This is a genomic window from Priestia filamentosa, from assembly GCF_900177535.1.
GTDB lineage: Bacteria > Bacillota > Bacilli > Bacillales > Bacillaceae_H > Bacillus_I > Bacillus_I filamentosa.
On record NZ_FXAJ01000003.1, the window covers coordinates 144,532 to 162,824 of the forward strand.

21 protein-coding genes are annotated in these 18,293 nt (G+C 36.6%); 14 read left to right on the forward strand and 7 right to left on the reverse strand.

What is annotated here, in order from left to right:
• Window positions 1-260 precede the first annotated feature (260 nt).
• Window positions 261-2,390: an RNA degradosome polyphosphate kinase gene (locus B9N79_RS14235; RefSeq protein ID WP_085118651.1), complete on the forward strand. Its 2,130-nt coding sequence runs from the start codon at window positions 261-263 to the stop codon at window positions 2,388-2,390.
• Between the two features lie 58 nt (window positions 2,391-2,448).
• Here B9N79_RS14235 and B9N79_RS14240 read toward each other — a convergent pair whose 3' ends face one another.
• Both B9N79_RS14240 and B9N79_RS14245 read right to left on the reverse strand, forming a co-directional pair.
• A complete protein-coding gene (locus B9N79_RS14240) occupies window positions 2,449-2,676 on the reverse strand; it encodes a hypothetical protein (RefSeq protein WP_019392973.1) in 228 nt (75 codons plus the stop codon).
• 71 nt (window positions 2,677-2,747) lie between these two features.
• Window positions 2,748-3,611 (reverse strand): metallophosphoesterase, encoded by an 864-nt coding sequence (locus B9N79_RS14245; RefSeq protein ID WP_040058273.1) that lies wholly within the window; start codon window positions 3,609-3,611, stop codon window positions 2,748-2,750.
• Window positions 3,612-3,798: 187 nt separating this feature from the next.
• Between B9N79_RS14245 and B9N79_RS14250 the strand changes: the two genes are divergently transcribed.
• On the forward strand, window positions 3,799-5,016 hold the full coding sequence (locus B9N79_RS14250) for an EAL domain-containing protein (protein ID WP_026009604.1): 1,218 nt from the start codon (window positions 3,799-3,801) through the stop codon (window positions 5,014-5,016).
• A gap of 76 nt (window positions 5,017-5,092) precedes the next feature.
• Here B9N79_RS14250 and B9N79_RS14255 read toward each other — a convergent pair whose 3' ends face one another.
• The gene (locus B9N79_RS14255) at window positions 5,093-5,323 is read right to left on the reverse strand and encodes a glutaredoxin domain-containing protein (RefSeq protein ID WP_019392976.1); all 231 of its coding nucleotides are present in this window, start codon (window positions 5,321-5,323) and stop codon (window positions 5,093-5,095) included.
• A gap of 145 nt (window positions 5,324-5,468) precedes the next feature.
• Between B9N79_RS14255 and B9N79_RS14260 the strand changes: the two genes are divergently transcribed.
• From B9N79_RS14260 to B9N79_RS14295, 8 genes are all read left to right on the forward strand, one after another.
• Window positions 5,469-5,711, forward strand: a complete 243-nt coding sequence (locus B9N79_RS14260) for a DUF1797 family protein (protein ID WP_019392977.1) — start codon at window positions 5,469-5,471, stop codon at window positions 5,709-5,711.
• A gap of 221 nt (window positions 5,712-5,932) precedes the next feature.
• Window positions 5,933-6,121, forward strand: coding sequence for an antirepressor AbbA (gene abbA, locus B9N79_RS14265; RefSeq protein WP_019392978.1), 189 nt, complete (start codon window positions 5,933-5,935; stop codon window positions 6,119-6,121).
• 137 nt (window positions 6,122-6,258) lie between these two features.
• Window positions 6,259-7,131: a transcriptional regulator CcpC gene (locus tag B9N79_RS14270; protein WP_040058272.1), complete on the forward strand. Its 873-nt coding sequence runs from the start codon at window positions 6,259-6,261 to the stop codon at window positions 7,129-7,131.
• Window positions 7,132-7,258: 127 nt separating this feature from the next.
• Window positions 7,259-7,732, forward strand: a complete 474-nt coding sequence (locus B9N79_RS14275) for a flavodoxin (protein WP_040058271.1) — start codon at window positions 7,259-7,261, stop codon at window positions 7,730-7,732.
• A complete protein-coding gene (locus tag B9N79_RS14280) occupies window positions 7,722-8,615 on the forward strand; it encodes a WD40/YVTN/BNR-like repeat-containing protein (protein ID WP_019392981.1) in 894 nt (297 codons plus the stop codon). The genes B9N79_RS14275 and B9N79_RS14280 overlap by 11 nt, the downstream gene beginning before the upstream one ends.
• 123 nt (window positions 8,616-8,738) lie before the next feature.
• Window positions 8,739-9,458, forward strand: a complete 720-nt coding sequence (gene dapD / locus B9N79_RS14285; RefSeq protein ID WP_019392982.1) for a 2,3,4,5-tetrahydropyridine-2,6-dicarboxylate N-acetyltransferase — start codon at window positions 8,739-8,741, stop codon at window positions 9,456-9,458.
• 110 nt (window positions 9,459-9,568) lie between these two features.
• Window positions 9,569-10,696: an N-acetyldiaminopimelate deacetylase gene (locus B9N79_RS14290; protein WP_040058270.1), complete on the forward strand. Its 1,128-nt coding sequence runs from the start codon at window positions 9,569-9,571 to the stop codon at window positions 10,694-10,696.
• 61 nt (window positions 10,697-10,757) lie between these two features.
• Entirely contained in the window at window positions 10,758-11,006 is a 249-nt protein-coding gene (locus B9N79_RS14295) for a YkuS family protein (RefSeq protein WP_019392984.1), read from the forward strand.
• Between the two features lie 43 nt (window positions 11,007-11,049).
• Here the strand turns inward: B9N79_RS14295 and B9N79_RS14300 are convergent, their stop codons facing one another.
• Window positions 11,050-11,907 carry a mechanosensitive ion channel family protein gene (locus tag B9N79_RS14300; protein WP_019392985.1) on the reverse strand — a complete coding sequence of 286 codons (858 nt, stop codon included), beginning with the start codon at window positions 11,905-11,907 and terminating at the stop codon, window positions 11,050-11,052.
• 377 nt (window positions 11,908-12,284) lie between these two features.
• On the opposite strand from B9N79_RS14300, the gene B9N79_RS14305 reads away from it, so the two are divergent.
• The 3 genes from B9N79_RS14305 (at window position 12,285) to B9N79_RS14315 (ending at window position 14,179) form a co-directional block, all read left to right on the forward strand.
• Window positions 12,285-12,827, forward strand: coding sequence for a peroxiredoxin (locus B9N79_RS14305; RefSeq protein WP_019392986.1), 543 nt, complete (start codon window positions 12,285-12,287; stop codon window positions 12,825-12,827).
• A 96-nt stretch (window positions 12,828-12,923) separates the two neighbouring features.
• Window positions 12,924-13,379 (forward strand): TlpA family protein disulfide reductase, encoded by a 456-nt coding sequence (locus B9N79_RS14310; RefSeq protein WP_019392987.1) that lies wholly within the window; start codon window positions 12,924-12,926, stop codon window positions 13,377-13,379.
• A gap of 134 nt (window positions 13,380-13,513) precedes the next feature.
• A complete protein-coding gene (locus B9N79_RS14315) occupies window positions 13,514-14,179 on the forward strand; it encodes a potassium channel family protein (protein WP_019392988.1) in 666 nt (221 codons plus the stop codon).
• A 33-nt stretch (window positions 14,180-14,212) separates the two neighbouring features.
• Here B9N79_RS14315 and rnjA read toward each other — a convergent pair whose 3' ends face one another.
• Window positions 14,213-15,880 carry a ribonuclease J1 gene (gene rnjA / locus B9N79_RS14320; RefSeq protein WP_019392989.1) on the reverse strand — a complete coding sequence of 556 codons (1,668 nt, stop codon included), beginning with the start codon at window positions 15,878-15,880 and terminating at the stop codon, window positions 14,213-14,215.
• Between the two features lie 5 nt (window positions 15,881-15,885).
• Window positions 15,886-16,095, reverse strand: a complete 210-nt coding sequence (locus tag B9N79_RS14325; protein ID WP_019392990.1) for a DNA-dependent RNA polymerase subunit epsilon — start codon at window positions 16,093-16,095, stop codon at window positions 15,886-15,888.
• A 748-nt stretch (window positions 16,096-16,843) separates the two neighbouring features.
• Between B9N79_RS14325 and B9N79_RS14330 the strand changes: the two genes are divergently transcribed.
• Window positions 16,844-17,617, forward strand: a complete 774-nt coding sequence (locus B9N79_RS14330; RefSeq protein ID WP_085118653.1) for a Cof-type HAD-IIB family hydrolase — start codon at window positions 16,844-16,846, stop codon at window positions 17,615-17,617.
• 33 nt (window positions 17,618-17,650) lie between these two features.
• On the opposite strand, the gene def is transcribed toward B9N79_RS14330, so the two are convergent.
• A complete protein-coding gene (gene def, locus B9N79_RS14335; RefSeq protein WP_019392992.1) occupies window positions 17,651-18,202 on the reverse strand; it encodes a peptide deformylase in 552 nt (183 codons plus the stop codon).
• Between the last annotated feature and the right edge of the window lie 91 nt (window positions 18,203-18,293).

Below are 18,293 nucleotides of genomic sequence, written 5' to 3' on the forward strand. Positions count from 1 at the left end.
GATAAAGAGGCTTTTTTTGTAATTGTAAAAGGAGATTGCAGGCCTAAAGACCTTATTGAGATTTATTATTATATGCGCTAAAAGAAATACGTTCATTTAACATTATGTGACAAAAAAGGAATTATTCTTTAAAATTTAAAGAATGTTAACAGAAAATTTACATTAGCTTAACAATTGAGTGGTAATTTGAAATAAGATGATAATTCTTTCTACGCTCCTTATATAAAGAGATAGAGAAATAGTAAGGGTGGTAAAAAACTGTGGAACTATTAAGTGCAAATAACAAGGTAGAAGGATTAGGGAATCCTGAATATTACAACAACCGTGAGTTAAGTTGGCTCGCTTTTAACGAACGGGTATTAGAAGAAGCGATGGATACATATAATCCTCTTCTAGAATCTTTGAAATTTCTTGCTATCTTTAGCTCTAACCTTGATGAGTTTTTTATGGTTCGAGTAGCAGGATTGAAAGACCAAGTGAAAGCAGGTTTCAACAAACCAGAAAATAAAGCAGGGCTCACGCCTAAAAAGCAGCTTTCAAAAATTGCTGAAAAGAATCATTCACTAGTAAGTATCCAGTCTGAAACATACAATTCGCTCATTCCATTACTAGAAGAAGAAGGAATAAGCTTTATTTCAATGGGTCAAGCAACAAAAGAGCAGAGAGCTTTTTTAGAAAATCATTTTGATGAGCAAATCTTTCCTGTTTTAACTCCTATGGCTGTTGATGCTTATAGACCTTTTCCAATGCTTCTAAATAAAACGCTAAACCTAGCTATTGTATTAGAGCAAGGAGAATCAGAGGATGAAGAAATGGTTCTTCCAACAGGAAAACTTGCATTAGTTCAAGTTCCGAGTGTGCTAGATCGTTTTATTGAACTTCCTACACAATCTGAACATAAGCGATTATTTATTTTTTTAGAAGACGTTATATCTTTTTATATTCACAAGCTTTTTACAGGTTTTACAGTTAAGAGTGTTACACAATTCCGAATTACTCGTAATGCCGATATGACCATTCATGAAGAGGGAGCAAGAGATCTTCTACGGGAAATCGAAAAAGAGCTGCGGAAACGAAAGTGGGGAGCTGCTGTTCGATTGGAAGTAAAAGGAGAACAGTATGATCACCATGTTTTAAATTACTTAAAAAAAGAACTTGAAGTCCACAATAAAGATGTTTATAGCATTAATGCACCGCTTGATTTAACATTTTTATTCTCATTTTATAAAACTGTATCAATGACGCATGATCATTTAATTTATGAAGCGCTCATTCCTCAACCTCCTCGTGATTTGTATTATAATGAAAATATTTTTGAAAAAGCATTAGAACGTGATATTTTACTTCATCATCCATACGAATCATTTGAACCTGTAGTCGATTTTGTGAACGATGCAGCAGATGATGACGATGTATTAGCAATTAAGCAAACATTGTATCGTGTCAGCGGCGGCTCGCCAATTATTAATGCTTTAAAAAGAGCAGCTGAAAAAGGCAAACAGGTTACAGTACTTGTAGAGCTCAAAGCTCGATTTGATGAAGAAAATAATGTGCAATGGGCAAAGGAACTCGAAAAGGCAGGCTGTCATGTAATTTACGGTATGACATACCTTAAAACACATAGTAAAATTACGCTTGTTGTACGTAAAAAAAATCATCGCATTGAACGGTTTGTCCACCTTGGTACGGGCAATTATAATGATGCTACAGCTAAAATATATACAGATGCAGGTCTTATTACATCGAACCATCGCATTGGGATTGATGCGACTAACTTTTTTAACTATCTAAGCGGGTATACCGAAAAACCAAATTATAATCACCTTTCTGTCGCTCCATATGATATTCGTAAAGATTTTATTCATTTAATTGAAGAAGAAATTCGTTATCACCATCAGTTCAAAAATGGGCATATTGTTGCTAAAATGAACTCTCTAACAGATAAAGTACTTATTATGAAGTTTTATGAAGCTTCAAATGCAGGTGTAAAAGTAGATTTAATTGTACGAGGGACTTGTTGCCTTCGACCTGGTATTAAAGGCGTAAGCGAAAACATCACAGTGAGAAGTATTGTGGGGCGTTTCTTGGAGCATACACGCATTTATTATTTTCACCATAACGGAGAGAAAAAGTTTTTCTTATCTTCTGCGGATTTAATGACGAGAAATATGGAAAAACGTGTTGAAATTATGTTTCCAATTTTTAGCGGGCATTTGAAGCAGCGTATCACCCAATGGATGCAAATTATGATGAGCGATAATGTAAAAGCGCGTGAACAATCTCCAGATGGAACGTACCATTATGTAAAAAGAGCTGAAGGTGAACCAATTATAGATAGCCAGCAAACCTTATTTCAGCTTGCCTATAGGGTAGGAGAAGATGAGGAATAGCTAAAAAAGCCGCCAAACGGGAGTTTGGGGGCTTTTTATCTTAAAACAACAAGTTTAGTTAACGATAGTAAGGATAGCCTCCATAATATGGAGCAGGTGGCCCATAGAAAGGTCCTGGCCCATAGAAAGGTCCTGGTCCATAAAAAGGTGGTCGATATGCTCCGCCAATTGCGCCAATAGTCAATCCACCTAACAATCCTCCAGCAAGCCCGCCTAGAAACGGAGCACCGAAGAAAAAGCGTTCATCTGGCTGATTACGGTAGTAGTGTGGTGGATAATATTGCATAGTGAAATTCCTCCTCATAAACTCTAGTCCTTAGCAGTGTATGACAAGATGAACAATAATGAGCCTGTTCTTTATGGACGTATATGATTCAGTGTAAAGATAGTGAGTTCTGGTGGAGCAAGTAGACGAAAAGGAAGACGAGTTGTTCCCAAACCTCGATTTACATAAAGTTTCATTGCTGCATGTTGAACTGTATAAAGCCCTTCTACATAATTAGTGCCATATGGAGGAGTAACAATAGGCCCTATAAAAGGCAGTTGTATCTGTCCACCATGTGTGTGACCCGATAATTGAAGGTTAATTGGGTAGCGTGCTACTTCTGGAGCGATATCTGGTTCATGAACAAGGACAATAGAGAAAAAGTCTTGAGAAGCATTCTGGAGCGTTTGAGCAAGATTTGGCTTACCGAGCATCACATCGTCAAGTCCGTAGATTACGAGTGCTTTTTCGTCACTCCCTTCAATTCGTACAGAACTGTTTTTTAAAAGCTGAAAATGGCTTTTCTTCATAATTTCTTCGTATAAATTAGTTCCAAATCCTCCGTGATCATGATTTCCATAAACAGCGAACTTCCCAAGAGGGGCTCTAATTTGTTTTAGAATAGGGGGAATTTCTCCAGCCTCTTTGTATTGCTGCGGAGCATCTATTAAATCACCTGTAAAAAAGACAAGATCAGGAGAGAGAGAATTTATTTGTTTAACAAGTCTACGAAGCTTTTTTAGTGTATATGTTGAACTAAGGTGAATGTCGCTAAATTGAACGATTCTTTTTCCACTAAGTTCCTTAGGGATTGTTGTTGAGCTTAGGGTCTTAAAAACCGTGTGCACGTAAAAAGGTTCAATATAGCGAATGTACATATACCCAAAACCACTTATTAAAAATGGTATAAGAGCACCGCTTCCTTTTAAAAAGGTTCTTCTCGTTATCTTTTTCATTTTACTAACACACCTTGTTTTTTATTTATTTAGATGTAGGATATTTACATAAGGATAGAGAAGATAATTGTTTATTTTTATTTTTCAATTTTTTCTTAAAAAATGAAAAATGGTGAGATAATATACTAGCGCAAATATAAAACTCATATTATACTATTTGTTAACATTAAAACTAAAGGAGGTGTTCATAATGGATCCACTTGACATCCTAACAAACATGGACAAAGTTTTCCCTTATTACCAAGCTATATTTAGTGCGGATGAACACCGAGTTGTTGGTTATGAAGCATTAGCTCGCTTTGATAACAATGGTGAGGTTGTAAGCTTAGGGTCTTTTTTTTATGACCAAACAATTCCAGAAGAATATCGAAATGAAGTACAAAAATCAATTATTGTGCAAGCTCTGGAAGATGCTGTAGAAAGTGAAGAGCCTTATCTGTTGTTTTTTAATCAAAACCCGAACTTGCTAATGCTTGATCACGGAGAAGAGCTTCTTTCAATTTTAAGAACGTATGAAGAAAAAGGACTCTCTCTTTCTCGTATTGTGATGGAAATTACGGAACATAATTTCGAAGGAGAGATTGATCATCTTCAGCATTTACTTTTATACTATCGTACATATGGTATCAAACTTGCTGTAGACAATATTGGAAAAGAAGGAAGTAACTTAGACCGTATTGGTTTGCTTCAGCCAGATATTTTAAAAGTTGATTTACATATGCTTCTAAAAACATCTGTTCCACAGTCGTACCGCGATGTTTTATATTCTCTTTCAATGCTTGCTCATAAGATAGGAGCAACCCTTCTTTATGAAGATATTGAATCTTCTTTCCAGCTCCAATATGCATGGCGAAATGGAGGAAGGTATTTTCAAGGGTTTTACTTACATAAACCAGAAAGAAAACGAGTTGAGCAAGGGATTTTAAAAGAAAAGTTAAAAAACCAATTTGAAATGTTTATTAATCATGAAAAAAAGAAGTTACGTTTTCTTCATGAATTAACAAATAAAATTCATCGAAAAGTCGAAGATGTGTTATCTAAGCATAAACATTACGAAACATATGACGAGCTTTTAGCTTTTATGTGTGAGGAGCTTGATAAAATGTGCTTTCGGATGTATGTTTGCGATGAAAATGGTTTTCAGCTTTCAGGGAACAGATTAAAAAGAGAAGGAGAATGGATTTTTCAGCCTGAATACCTTCATAAAAACTGGAGCTGGCGTCCTTATTTTTTAGAAAATGTAATGAAAATGAGCTTGAATCAGCGCGGAATTCTTTCAGACTTGTACAGCGATATTGAAGTAGGTGAAACCGTTCGTACGTTTTCGTTCCCGCTCGGTCAAGCACAGTATTTGTTTATAGACTTGTCTTATGATTACTTATATGAAAAAGATGCGCTCTTATAAATGTCCCCCCTTTCCTTTTTAGGTAAGGGGATTTTATATTTTATAGTCTTCTGTTTCATAATAAGGGTAATACTGTTTATAATAGAAGCTGTTCAAGTTTTTCAATATTAAAGCCAGTCACAACCTCATCTTCTACAACAACGGTTGGAGTAGAAAAAGAGCCTAACGTATTTACCATGTGTTTTCGCGCTTTTGCATCACGCTTTATATCAAATTCTATAAATGAAATGTTGTGATGTGTTAAAAACTGTTTTACAATGTGACATGGTGGGCAATCTTGTTGAGTGTATAATTCTACTTTTTTCATTTTTGTTCCTCCTTAAGGTGATTTTTAATGTGGTACATGTTATCATAGCTTAGCACCGTTATAGGTGGAATGAAAAGAAGAATGACTGTTCGTATTCTGCCAAACGATAATGAATAACAATAAATAAACATAAGGGAGTTTAAAAATGTCACAATTAAAAGCGATTATTAGCCGTTTAGAAAGCTTAAAAAACCAAACAGAAACGCTTGAAAAGCCACAGCGCTTTTTTGAAATAAACGGAGAGCGCATCTGTAGCGTTACATATGAAGCAAAAGGGGACCTTTTTGAATTAAAAGTATTCAACAAAGGTGAAAAGCCTAAAACGTATGAGTTCGATAATATTGATATTATCACAATTGAAATCTTTGATTTACTTCAACTTGTATAAGAAATATTTTAAAAAAGCTTTTTGTGAAAAAAAGGTTATATGTTATCTTTTTTCATAAAGTTTAAAAAGAGCGAAAACATTTGTTTTGGCTCTTTTTTGTATGCGTCGAAAAATGTAGAAAGAGCTCAGGAAAAGAGGAATGAAATGCCAAGATGTTATATTGACAGAGCGATATAGACCTTTTAGACTTTTATATATAGGATAAGAGAGGGGGGAGACGAATGAAGGCGACAGCTTCGCTTGCAAAGGAAGAAGAGCAGCTTTTACTTCATATATTATTTGAACAAGGATATGCGCTAGAGGTTGTAAGCAGTCATCTTGTAGATATTGAACATGGATTAAAAACAGTAGAAACAAAGCAATATCAAGAAATTGCTTCTTTATATAGTCGTTTACGAGAATTATCATAGCAATACATATAATACAGAATGATAGAGTGAAGAAAGGCAAGCGAATAAGGCGTATTCGCTTGTCTTTTTGCTTTTATATGTTCAAAAATTAGTTGAAAGACTATAATAAATAAAAACAAAAGAAATTGAGGGGAATTATGCAGCTTGTTGAATGTAAAATGCTCGTTGTGTTAGCACAAGAGCTTAATATGCGCAGAGCATCTCAGCGGCTTTTCGTTTCACAGCCGGCGCTCTCACAGCGTTTACAAACAATTGAAAAGGCTTGGGAAGCTCAAATTTTTATACGCTCACAAAAAGGACTTGCCCTTACACCAGCAGGAGAAAAAATTATTGAGTTTGCAACTGAGATGGTCGAGAAAGAAGAAAAAGTAAAAGAAGAGCTCGGCTCTTTGCAAACAGAAGTCCATGGAACATTAAAGCTTGCTGTTGCATCCATTATCGGTCAGCACTGGCTTCCAAATGTACTAAAAGAATTTGTAAGAAAATATCCACACGTGACAATCTCGCTTGTAACAGGCTGGAGTAGTGAAATGTTGCAATATGTGTATGATGACAGCGTGCATCTTGGCATCATCAGAGGGAACCCTGATTGGAAGGGAGTTAAAGAGTACCTTCTTACAGATCAGCTTTATCTTGTTGATACAGAAATTCAAGAATTCCAAGATGTTTTAAAAACAGAAAAACCTTTTATCCAATTTAAAAGCGACTCAACGTACTATCAAGAAATTCAGGACTGGTGGCATACTCAATTTCAAACGAGTCCAAAGAGAACAATTGTGGTAGACCAGATTGAAACGTGTAAACAAATGGCCTTACATGGAATTGGGTATGCGATATTACCTTCTGTATCTCTAAAGGAAGAAGATGACTCTGTTTATAAGCTTCCACTGTTAGACGAAAAAGGAAAGCCTATTGCAAGAGATACGTGGCTTCTTGGCTATGACTCTTCCTTTCAGTTAAAGCAAGTACAAGCTTTTTTAGAAGTAATATCAGAATATAGAGATGTATAAGCTTGCCTAAATAACAGGCAAGCTTTTTTTATAGAAGGAAAGAATAAAGAAATAATGTTGACAATGATAATCATTTTCAATAATATGAACATATGATAATCATTATCAATTACAAGAGGTGATGGAAATGAGCCGTACGCTTATTACATTTGTAAGTATGTCGGGAAATACAGAAGATATCGCAACGTTATTAAAAGAAACATTGGAAAGTGAAGGACAAAATGTTTCTTACGCATTTATGGATGAGATATCTATTGAAGATATAGAAAACTATGACAATATTTTAATTGGTTCTTATACATGGGGAGATGGAGATTTACCATATGAGGCAGAAGATTTTTACGATGAGCTTGAGAAGGGTACGCTACAAGGTCAGAAAATTGGCTGCTTTGGCTCTGGTGATCGAGACTATCCTCAGTATTGTGAAGCTGTAAATTTATTTGCAGATCGAGCTTTAGAAGCAGGTGGCGACGTCTTCTCTGAAAAGCTGAAAATCGAGCTTTATCCAGAAACAGATGAGCAGATTTTGGAATGCCAAACATTTGCTAGAAACTTTTTGAAATGGGTAGAGAAAGGAAAAGTGGATTCCCATGTTTCATAAAGGAGCTACCTCTGTTGTATACGATGGAGAAGGGAGTTATTACTTAGCTGTAAAAGGAGAAGGAATTTATCGTTTTTATAACGGTCAATTTAAGAAAGTGCTAACAATTGGAAATCGCATTTTAAGTTTAAAAAAAGTCGGTGGCAATCTCTTTGGAGTTGGCGACGATGGCACAATGATTAAAGGAACGGATAGTGGAGAAAGGTGGAACCTTGCGCACTTACCAACAAAAGCAAGAGTATGGTCTATTACAGGTAGCGACGAGAACATCGTCGCTACTCATGGTCAGCATACGATCTACCTTTCAGAGAATGCGGGTGCTTCTTGGCGAACAATTAAGCCTTTTGAGAATCTGAAGAACAAGCCAACGATTCGTTCACTCTGTATTACAAGTCATTTTCTGTTTATTGGAACCCAGATTCATAGCCTGTACGGTGGGATATGGATGTATAGTTTAAAAACAGGAAGTCTCACACATATTAACAAGGAGGAAAAAGCGATGATTTCATCTCTTCTTACTTTAAATGATAGCTATTTAGTAGTTGCAAAAGGATCAAGTAAAGGAAGAAGGGGGAAAATTGAATATACGCCAATCCTTACAATGGAGAGATGGGTTTTTAAAGAATGTAAGAGCCCTGGAACAGAGTCTTGCTATTTAGATTTATCAGAACATAATGGTGAAATTTATGCATCATCTACTCAAAATAGACAAGGATTCTCTAATATTTATTCTGTTGATGTTTATAACAGTGCTCTTCATCAGTGTGAAACTGTTAAAGGACACGGATTCCGTGTGGCAAATGGTGAACAAGATTTCATGGTAGCAGGGTTGTATGAAAGCAAATATGTTGGATGCAAAAAAGATATGTTTGTTCTTCATTAAGCAAAGGGAAAGAATGTTCACCTTAACACATTCTAGGTTTAAGAGAAGTGAATAAAGCTTGTCAACTTAGGTCGGATTTGTTACATTAAACAAATACATAAGCATTTTAAGGAGGAACTAAGGATGAAAATGATGGATGCAAATGAAATTATTTCATTTATTCAAAACAGCACAAAATCAACACCTGTGAAAGTTTATGTGAAAGGTGAGCTAGAGTCAATTGACTTTGGCGCTTCAAAGGCTTTCATTACAGGCAATACAGGCGTTGTATTTGGTGAGTGGAAAGATATTAAAACAGTTCTTGAAAGCAATGAAGGAAAAATCGAAGACTACGTATTAGAAAACGATCGCCGCAACTCTGCTATTCCTTTATTAGATCTTAAAGGTGTGAAAGCACGTATTGAGCCAGGTGCAATTATTCGTGACCAAGTTGAAATCGGGGATAATGCCGTTATTATGATGGGTGCTTCTATTAACATCGGTTGTGTAATCGGCGAAGGTACAATGATTGACATGAACGTTGTAATGGGTGGCCGTGCTACGACAGGTAAGAACTGTCACATTGGAGCTGGTGCTGTTTTAGCTGGCGTTATTGAGCCTCCTTCAGCAAAACCGGTTATTGTTGAAGACGACGTTGTAATCGGAGCAAATGCAGTTGTTCTTGAAGGCGTAACAGTTGGTGAAGGTTCTGTTGTGGCAGCAGGAGCTGTTGTTGTTGAAGATGTTCCTCCATTTTCTGTTGTAGCTGGAACTCCAGCACGCGTAATTAAGAAAATTGATGAAAAAACAAAATCAAAAACTGAAATCAAACAAGAGCTTCGTCAACTTAACGAGGAAAACTAAATAAGAGTTAGAAGAAGCTCATTTTAAGAAGGAAAGCGTGGTATGCTTATTTGCCACGCTTTCCTTTCTGTTTATTTTCGTCGCCATTTTATATTAAAGGATGTTGAGACATGAATCAGTTTATAAAAATTCGTCGTGATCTACATAAAATCCCTGAGCTTGGCTTTCAAGAATTTAAAACGCAGCGCTACTTACTGACGTATTTGCAAACTCTTCCAGGTGGAAGGGTCGAAATCAAACCTTGGAAAACAGGGCTTTTCGTACGTGTTAAAGGAACAAATCCGGCAAAAACGATTGGATACAGAGCAGATATTGATGGTTTACCAATTACAGAAGAAACCAATCTACCATTTTCTTCAGAACATGAAGGAAATATGCATGCATGCGGACATGATTTTCATATGAGCATTGGGTTGGGTCTTCTTACATATGTTGTTGAAAATCCAATTGAGGATAATATGGTATTTATTTTTCAACCAGCAGAGGAAGGACCAGGTGGAGCAGAGCCAATGCTAAAGAGCGAAGAAATGCTAGAATGGAAACCAGATATTATTCTTGCTCTTCATATTGCTCCTGAATATCCTGTTGGAACGGTTGCAACGAAACCAGGCCTTTTGTTTGCTAACACGTCAGAGCTTTTTATTGATTTAAAGGGGCGCGGTGGACATGCTGCATATCCACATCTTACAAATGATATGGTTGTTGCTTCTTGTTCTTTAGTAACACAGTTACAGAGCATTGTCGCGCGTAATGTAGATCCACTAGATAGTGCAGTTATTACTGTTGGTAAAATTACAGGTGGCACAGTTCAAAACGTAATTGCAGAAAATGCGCGTATTGAAGGAACAATTCGTACTCTTTCACCAGAAGCAATGCAAAAGGTAAAACACCGAATTGAAGCCATTGTAAAAGGTATAGAAACTGGTTATGAGTGCAAAGCAACAATCGATTACGGAGCGATGTATCATCAAGTATATAATGATGAAAACCTTGCAAAAGAATTTATGGATTTCATTCAAACAGATGAAGAAATGTCCCTTGTTCACTGCAAGGAAGCAATGACAGGAGAAGATTTTGGTTATATGTTAAAAGAAATTCCTGGAGTTATGTTTTGGCTTGGTGTTGATTCAGAAAATGGCCTTCATCATTCAAAGCTTCTGCCAAATGAGGAGGCAATTGAGAAAGCCATTTCTCTTCTATCCCGCTACGTAACTTATAAAGGAAAGAGAAAAAACTAAAATATTGGAATAACTTTCCCCTCTTAAGGAAATAGTACGTGTATGTAGGAGGTGGAAAGTGATGGCAAGAATTGGTGTTGAAAATGGCTTAACAGATGTGGCAGAAGCCCTAAGACAGCAAGGACATGAAGTTGTAGAGCTTCATAATGAAAACGATGCAAACGGCTGTGACTGCTGTGTTGTCACAGGAAGTGAATCAAACGTGATGGGAATTATGGATACAACAACAAAAAACCCAATCCTTACGGCAGCAGGATATACAGCTGATGAGCTTTGTCAGCAAGTAAGCCAACATATTAATCAACAATAATCATCAAACAAAAAAGACGTCTTCAAGACGTCTTTTTTGTTCATTAAGAAGAAGATGTTTCTGTTCCTTCTTGGTGTTTGTGAATATAAACTTGGTGTGGAAAAGGAATTTCAATATTATGTTCGTCAAACGCTTCTTTAATTTCTTTACGAAGCTGACGTTCAACACCCCATTGTTCCATATTTTCTGTTTTAGCAATAACGCGTAGCACTACATCAGAGGCACCTAACCCTTGAACTCCTATAACATTAGGGCCTTCAACAACAAGAGGGTTAGAAGCGGCTACACGGTCACATACAGCTTGCATAATTTCCATTGCATGATCAATGTTATCATCATAAGAAATGCCGATATCAACCAGCGCACGCATATTTCCTCGAGAATGATTACTAACGCTTGTAATTTCACGGTTTGGCACATAATTTAACGTACCGTCAAAGCTTCTAATTTGTGTTGTACGAAGTCCAACAGATTCAACAATTCCATCAAAGCTTCCAACTGTTACATAATCATTCACATCAATTTGTTTTTCTAACAGTAAAAAGAAACCAGTTACAACGTCACTGACAAGTCCCTGGGCTCCAAATCCAATGGCAAGTCCAACAACACCTGCTCCAGCGATTAAGCTTGCAATTGGTAAACCAAAAATACCAAATAGGGTGGCAACAAGCATAAATATTAAAACATAGGAAAAAATATTTTCGGCTAGCTTATGTAAAGTTAAGGACCGGCCTTCTGAAATATTTCTGCGCTTTGCAACTTCTTGAAAAGCTTTGTTCATAACGCGACTGCCAATAGCTCTTACGATATAAAAGGCAATAAATAGTCCAATAACCTTAAGGGCAATGAGTCCTGCATCAACTAAAAGTCCTTCCCAATCAAACTGATTTACATCAAACAATAAAATCATCCTTTCTCGTCCAAACAGTAGGGGACACAGCATTTGCTTCTTAACCTTTTCCCTCATTTGTCCATGATAAACTACTAAGTAGAATTGTCAACGAAAGTTTCATGCATAATAAGTATGAAAAGAATCAATCATATTATTGGAAAGTTAGGGTAGGGTTGTATTAAAATAAAGAGAGAAAAGCTAAGCTTGTTTCATATGGACAAGCTCATTAAAATCGTCAGTTATTTAAATTTATTTTAAAATAGTATTAACTATTAACTGTTGACTGGCGACCCTGTCTACTCTATAATTGAACTTGTTGAAAAGAGATATAAATGAGAATAACTTCTATGTATTCTCATTTAACTATATTGTTGGAGGGATTATTAATGGCAGAACGCATGGTAGGTAAACAAGCACCACGTTTCGAAATGGAAGCAGTACTAGCTAACAAAGAATTTGGTAAAGTAAGTCTTGAAGAAAACATGAAAAATGACAAATGGACAGTATTGTTTTTCTATCCAATGGACTTTACTTTCGTTTGTCCAACAGAAATTACGGCTTTATCTGATCGCTACGATGAGTTTGAAGACCTTGATGCGGAAGTGATAGGGGTTTCTACAGATACAATCCATACACACTTAGCGTGGATTAACACAGATCGCAAAGATAACGGTCTTGGAGATCTTAACTATCCATTAGCTGCTGATACAAACCACCAAGTTTCTCGTGACTATGGTGTGTTAATTGAAGAAGAAGGTGTAGCACTTCGCGGTCTATTCATCATCAACCCTGAAGGTGAATTACAATATGCGGTTGTTAACCACAACAACATTGGTCGTGACGTTGATGAAACACTTCGTGTTCTTCAAGCCCTTCAAACTGGTGGTCTTTGCCCAGCAAACTGGAAACCAGGTCAAGAAACTCTTTAATTTATACATGATGACATGGAGGTCTAACAGAGCGTTAGACCTCTTTCTAAACTTAATTTGCAAGTGAACTGCTTGTTAATAGGGAGGAAATGGACGATGAAATTACGTGCTCCAATGCCTGAACTCGAAGGTGCGACAACTTGGTTAAATGGACAAGTTTCAAAAGAAGATTTAGTTGGTGAAAAACCAACACTTATTCACTTTTGGTCTATCAGCTGCCATCTGTGCAAAGAAGCAATGCCAAAAGTAAACGAGTTTCGCGATGAATATAAAGATCAGCTTAACGTTGTTGCTGTACATATGCCTCGTTCTGAAGATGATCTTAACATTGAACAAATCGAAAAAGTAGCCAAAGAACATGAAATTACACAGCCTATTTTTGTAGACAGCGAGCATAAGCTAACAGATTCATTTGAAAATCAATATGTTCCAGCATACTATGTTTTCGATAAAACAGGTCAGCTTCGTCATTTTCAAGCAGGTGGAAGCGGCATGAAGATGCTTGAAAAACGCGTGAATCGCGTGCTTGGCGAAATAGAAAAAAGTGAATAATAAAAAAAGTGTCCATGTTGGACGCTTTTTTTTTGAAGATTCCTTCTTTGCTTTCTAATCTATTTTCCCTTATAGTAAATAAGCATAGGCTAAATTTATATAAGATACATCGGTACATAATGGAGGGTGTCAAAATGAAAAAAGAATTTGCCGTTATTGGACTTGGGCGCTTTGGAGGAAGCATTTGTAAAACATTAAGTGACCAAGGAATGGAAGTTCTAGCAATTGACATTGATGAAGACAAAGTAAACGAATATGCCAACATTGCTGCACATGCTGTTATTGGAGATTCTCTAGATGAGAATGTCTTGAAAAGTTTAGGAATTCGTAATTTTGGAAATGTCATTGTGGCAATTGGAGATAACATTCAAGCAAGTATTTTAACAACACTCATTTTAAAGGAGCTTGGTGTAGAGCATATTACGGTAAAAGCACAAAACGAATACCATGAAAAAGTGCTTTCTAAAATTGGAGCAGACCGAATTGTGCATCCTGAGCGAGACATGGGAAGAAGAATTGCCAATAGCCTTATGTCAAACACTGTTCTTGATTACTTAGAGCTATCAGAAGAACATAGTATTGTAGAACTTGTAGCAGGCCAGAAGATAGATGGACACTCTTTAATTGATTTAGACATCCGTGCTAAGTACGGTATTAACATTGTCGCTATCAAGCGTAACCATGACATCATTGTATCTCCTCAAGCATCTGAAACAATTCGTCAAGGAGACATTTTAATTGTTATTGGAGCTGATGTGGATATTAATCGTTTTGAAAACCGTCTTGTTAGTGATTCATAAAAAAAGACCCTGGATATCCAGGGTCTTTTTTTATTACACTTCCATAATAATTGGTAAAATCATTGGACGACGTTTTGTTTTCTCATATAAGAAAGGAGAAAGAGTGTCCGTAATTTCATTTTTAATTTCAGACCATTGTGTTGTACGGCGCTCCATTACTTTGCTAAGGTGTTTTGTAATAAGTGATTGAGCATCGTTAATGAGATCCCCAGATTCACGCATATATACAAATCCTCTTGAAATAATATCAGGGCCTGCCGCAATTTTGAATTCTTTCATATTAATGCTTACAACGACAATAACAAGGCCTTCCTCAGATAGGATGCGGCGATCACGTAAAACAATATTTCCAATGTCGCCAACACCATTTCCGTCAATATATACAGAGCCAGATGGTACTTTTCCTGCAACAGATGCTTCGTTTTCACTTAGCGCAAGTACTTCACCATTGTCCATGATAAAGCAGTTCTCAGCTTCTACACCGCAGTCTTGAGCAAGTTTGTTGTGCATGCGTTGCATTCTAAACTCCCCGTGAATTGGCATAAAGAACTTTGGTTTAATTAAGCGAAGCATAAGTTTCTGTTCTTCTTGTCCACCGTGTCCAGATGTATGAATATCGCTGAATGGACCGTGAATAACGTCAGCACCTGCTCTGAAAAGCTTGTCGATAATACGGCTTACGCTAATCGCATTTCCTGGGATTGGTGAAGAAGAGAAAACAACAGTGTCTCCAGGGATAATTTGAATTTGACGGTGAGTACCGCTAGCAATTCTAGAAAGAGCTGCCATTGGTTCTCCTTGGCTTCCTGTACAAAGAATTGTTACTTTGTTCGCAGGTAAGCGATTAATTTGATTTGGTTCAATAAATGTATCTTTAGGGCAGCTAATATAGCCTAAATCTTGACCAATTTGAATTGCTGCTTCCATGCTTCGGCCGAATACTGCAATTTTTCGGTTGTGTAGTACAGCAGCTTCCGTTACTTGCTGAAGACGATGAATATTTGAGGCAAATGTAGCAAATATAATACGTCCATCAACTTTGCGGAAGATATCGTGAATGCTCTCTCCTACTCGACGTTCAGACATTGTGAAGTTAGGAACCTCACTATTCGTACTGTCAGAAAGTAAGCAAAGAACTCCGTCTTTTCCGATTTCAGCCATCTTAGTTAAGTTTGCTGGTTCACCTACAGGAGTAAAATCAAATTTAAAATCGCCTGTATGAACAATTTGACCGTTCGGTGTTTTAATAACAATTCCATAAGAATCTGGAATACTGTGTGTTGTGCGGAAGAACGTTACAGACGTTTTGCGGAACTTAATAACGTCATCTTCATGAATCTCATGAAGTTTCGCACGGCGAAGTAAACCATGTTCTTCAAGTTTATTGCGAATAAGACCTAGAGCAAGTTTTCCGCCGTAGATTGGAACATTAAGCTCTCTTAATAAGTATGGAATTCCTCCAATATGGTCTTCATGACCATGAGTGATGAAAACTCCACGAATTTTATCTGCGTTTTTAATTAAGTAGGTATAGTCAGGAATAACATAATCAATTCCTAATAGTTCATCTTCTGGAAATTTAATTCCAGCGTCAACAACGATAATTTCGTCTTGGAATTGAATGCAATAGGTGTTTTTCCCGATTTCACCTAGTCCGCCTAAAGCGAACACTGCTGTTTGATTGTTTTTTACAAATTTCATTTCTATCATAACTCCAATACTTTAAAATCTTCGTTCTGTTGTTCATAGTCTAGATGTGCACCTTCAATACGTTGGATAAATTCGATGTTTATATTATGATCTTTGAGCTTATAGCGTACGTCGCGCTCAGAATCACCTTCTACATAAACAGTTTGTGTTTTCTCACGTACAGGTACTTCATAACGATCTTGCTGGTGATACACTTTGAAAATCATTGTTTCATCTCTCCTTAATTCCGTAATTCAAATCATTTTTTTATTATAATATTATAAAATCCGCTAATATCTAATGTTTTTTCTAACTGAAAATACATTATAGCAGAATGGGAAGCATCTTTATTAGGTATAGCTATAGTATCTATCAAAGAACTTTATAATTATGTATACCCCTATCGCAGGGAACTCAAAAGGCTATTATAGCTCATTTTCTGTTATGAAAAGCTTGATATATCGCTAGGGCGTTCTAGAAAAAGCGATACTCAAAGCTTCTGTGAATGTATTGATCCGTACTGAAGGGAACGTATACCCTTACTTACATAAAGTTTCTCTGTGTCTATATTTTAGTTGTCTTTTGACGTGAAGTCAATCTATCGTGTAAAGCGTTTTAATAATTATAGTAAAAATGCGACTTCTTCGAAGAAGTCGCAGCTGTAAAATAAAAAAATTAGGCAATGGTTTTCTGACGCCACATATCGTTCCATTGGCGTACAAGGCGTTTTTTCAGCCGCTTCAGCAAGATGATTCAACTCCTTATGACAAAAATGTTTATTTCTATTATATGCAAGGTTGTCCTGTTTCTCGCATGGTTGATTTTGGGAATTTATTATTTTAGCAACATTGGAGAATTCAATCGTATTTTGTTTAAGAAAGGGCGTTTTGTTATACTGAAAGAGACATATCTAATGTGAGAAGCTAGAAGAAACATAAGGTAAATCATATACTAAGGGAGCAAGGTGATGAATGAATGAGCAAGAAAATTATCTTCTTTGATATTGACGGAACTTTACTTGATCATGAGAAAAATCTGCCACAGACAACTAAAAGCGCTGTGCAAAGTCTGAAAGATAAAGGATACATAGTTGCTATTGCAACAGGAAGAGCGCCATTTATGTTTAAAGAATTAAGAGAAGAGTTAGAGATTGATTCTTATATAAGCTTCAATGGTCAATACATTGTATTAAATGGTGAAGTTTTCTATAAGAACCCTCTTCAACGTGAAGCGCTAGGTCAACTGACAGACAAAGCTCTTAGCTTAGAACATCCTGTCGTATATATGGATCATGACGATATGAAAGCAAATACTCCTCATCACCAATATATTGAGGATAGTATAAGCACATTAAAATTCTCCCATCCACAGCATGACCCAGACTATTTTTTAACACGTGAGATTTACCAAGCTCTTTTATTTTGTGAAGCTGGAGAAGAAAAACAGTATAAAGAAGAGTTTGATGCTTTTAAATTTGTACGCTGGCATCCTGTTTCAACAGATATTTTACCAAGCGGAGCTTCAAAAGCGAAAGGAATTGAGCGAGTAATTGAAGCTCTTAAAATTTCCAAAGAAGATGTTTACGCATTTGGTGATGGATTAAATGATATTGAAATGCTTGGATACGTAGAGCACGGAGTAGCAATGGGAAATGCGGAGCCAGAGACAAAAGAAGCAGCGCGATATGAAACAAAAGATGTAAGTGAGGATGGAATTTTACACGGCCTGAAGATGCTTGACCTTCTTTAATGAGAAACAGCGCTGAAACGCAGCGCTGTTTTTTTATTCAATAGGCGTTGATCCATCAGGGGCAGTGAATGGCTCTTCCTTATTAATATGGTCATAAAACATGACACCATTTAAATGGTCGATTTCGTGCTGAAACACGACGGCAGGAAGACCTTTAAGTCGGAGCTTCACCGTTTCTCCATTAATATTTGTTCCTGTTATCGTCACACGCTTGTAGCGAGGAACATATCCAGGAATCTCTTCATCAACAGAAAGGCAGCCTTCTCCACCTGAAAGATAGGTCTGCTCAATAGAATGGCTTACAATCTTTGGATTAAACAATGCGTAGCTGTAAAGCTTATCTTTTTCATCTGTCACATGAACAGCGATCATTCGCTTTGGAACGTTAATTTGTGGCGCTGCTAGTCCAATACCAGGACGAAGCCCGTATTTTTCAGCAGTGTCAGGGTTTTGACTATTAATAACGTACTGCAACAGACTTTGTAACGTTTGCTTATCTTCTTCTGAAGCTGGAAGCTGAACTTCTTCAGCAACTTGTCTTAACGTTGGATGTCCGTCTCGAACGATATCATTCATTGTAATCATCTTTCCACACTCCTTTACTCAAGACACTATTATAACATTGACAATTTAATTATGTAACAACTTCCTTTTAAAGCATACATTCAAAGTCGAT

Coding starts and splice junctions, on each gene's coding strand:
- B9N79_RS14295 (WP_019392984.1), top strand. CDS start 10,758: ATGGCAAGAATTGGTGTTGAAAATGGCTTAACAGATGTGGCAGAAGCC.
- def (WP_019392992.1), bottom strand. CDS start 18,202: ATGATTACAATGAATGATATCGTTCGAGACGGACATCCAACGTTAAGA.
- rnjA (WP_019392989.1), bottom strand. CDS start 15,880: ATGAAATTTGTAAAAAACAATCAAACAGCAGTGTTCGCTTTAGGCGGA.
- B9N79_RS14330 (WP_085118653.1), top strand. CDS start 16,844: ATGAGCAAGAAAATTATCTTCTTTGATATTGACGGAACTTTACTTGAT.
- B9N79_RS14275 (WP_040058271.1), top strand. CDS start 7,259: ATGAGCCGTACGCTTATTACATTTGTAAGTATGTCGGGAAATACAGAA.
- B9N79_RS14280 (WP_019392981.1), top strand. CDS start 7,722: ATGTTTCATAAAGGAGCTACCTCTGTTGTATACGATGGAGAAGGGAGT.
- dapD (WP_019392982.1), top strand. CDS start 8,739: ATGAAAATGATGGATGCAAATGAAATTATTTCATTTATTCAAAACAGC.
- B9N79_RS14315 (WP_019392988.1), top strand. CDS start 13,514: ATGAAAAAAGAATTTGCCGTTATTGGACTTGGGCGCTTTGGAGGAAGC.
- B9N79_RS14310 (WP_019392987.1), top strand. CDS start 12,924: ATGAAATTACGTGCTCCAATGCCTGAACTCGAAGGTGCGACAACTTGG.
- abbA (WP_019392978.1), top strand. CDS start 5,933: ATGAAGGCGACAGCTTCGCTTGCAAAGGAAGAAGAGCAGCTTTTACTT.
- B9N79_RS14240 (WP_019392973.1), bottom strand. CDS start 2,676: ATGCAATATTATCCACCACACTACTACCGTAATCAGCCAGATGAACGC.
- B9N79_RS14290 (WP_040058270.1), top strand. CDS start 9,569: ATGAATCAGTTTATAAAAATTCGTCGTGATCTACATAAAATCCCTGAG.
- B9N79_RS14305 (WP_019392986.1), top strand. CDS start 12,285: ATGGCAGAACGCATGGTAGGTAAACAAGCACCACGTTTCGAAATGGAA.
- B9N79_RS14255 (WP_019392976.1), bottom strand. CDS start 5,323: ATGAAAAAAGTAGAATTATACACTCAACAAGATTGCCCACCATGTCAC.
- B9N79_RS14270 (WP_040058272.1), top strand. CDS start 6,259: ATGCAGCTTGTTGAATGTAAAATGCTCGTTGTGTTAGCACAAGAGCTT.
- B9N79_RS14245 (WP_040058273.1), bottom strand. CDS start 3,611: ATGAAAAAGATAACGAGAAGAACCTTTTTAAAAGGAAGCGGTGCTCTT.
- B9N79_RS14260 (WP_019392977.1), top strand. CDS start 5,469: ATGTCACAATTAAAAGCGATTATTAGCCGTTTAGAAAGCTTAAAAAAC.
- B9N79_RS14325 (WP_019392990.1), bottom strand. CDS start 16,095: ATGATTTTCAAAGTGTATCACCAGCAAGATCGTTATGAAGTACCTGTA.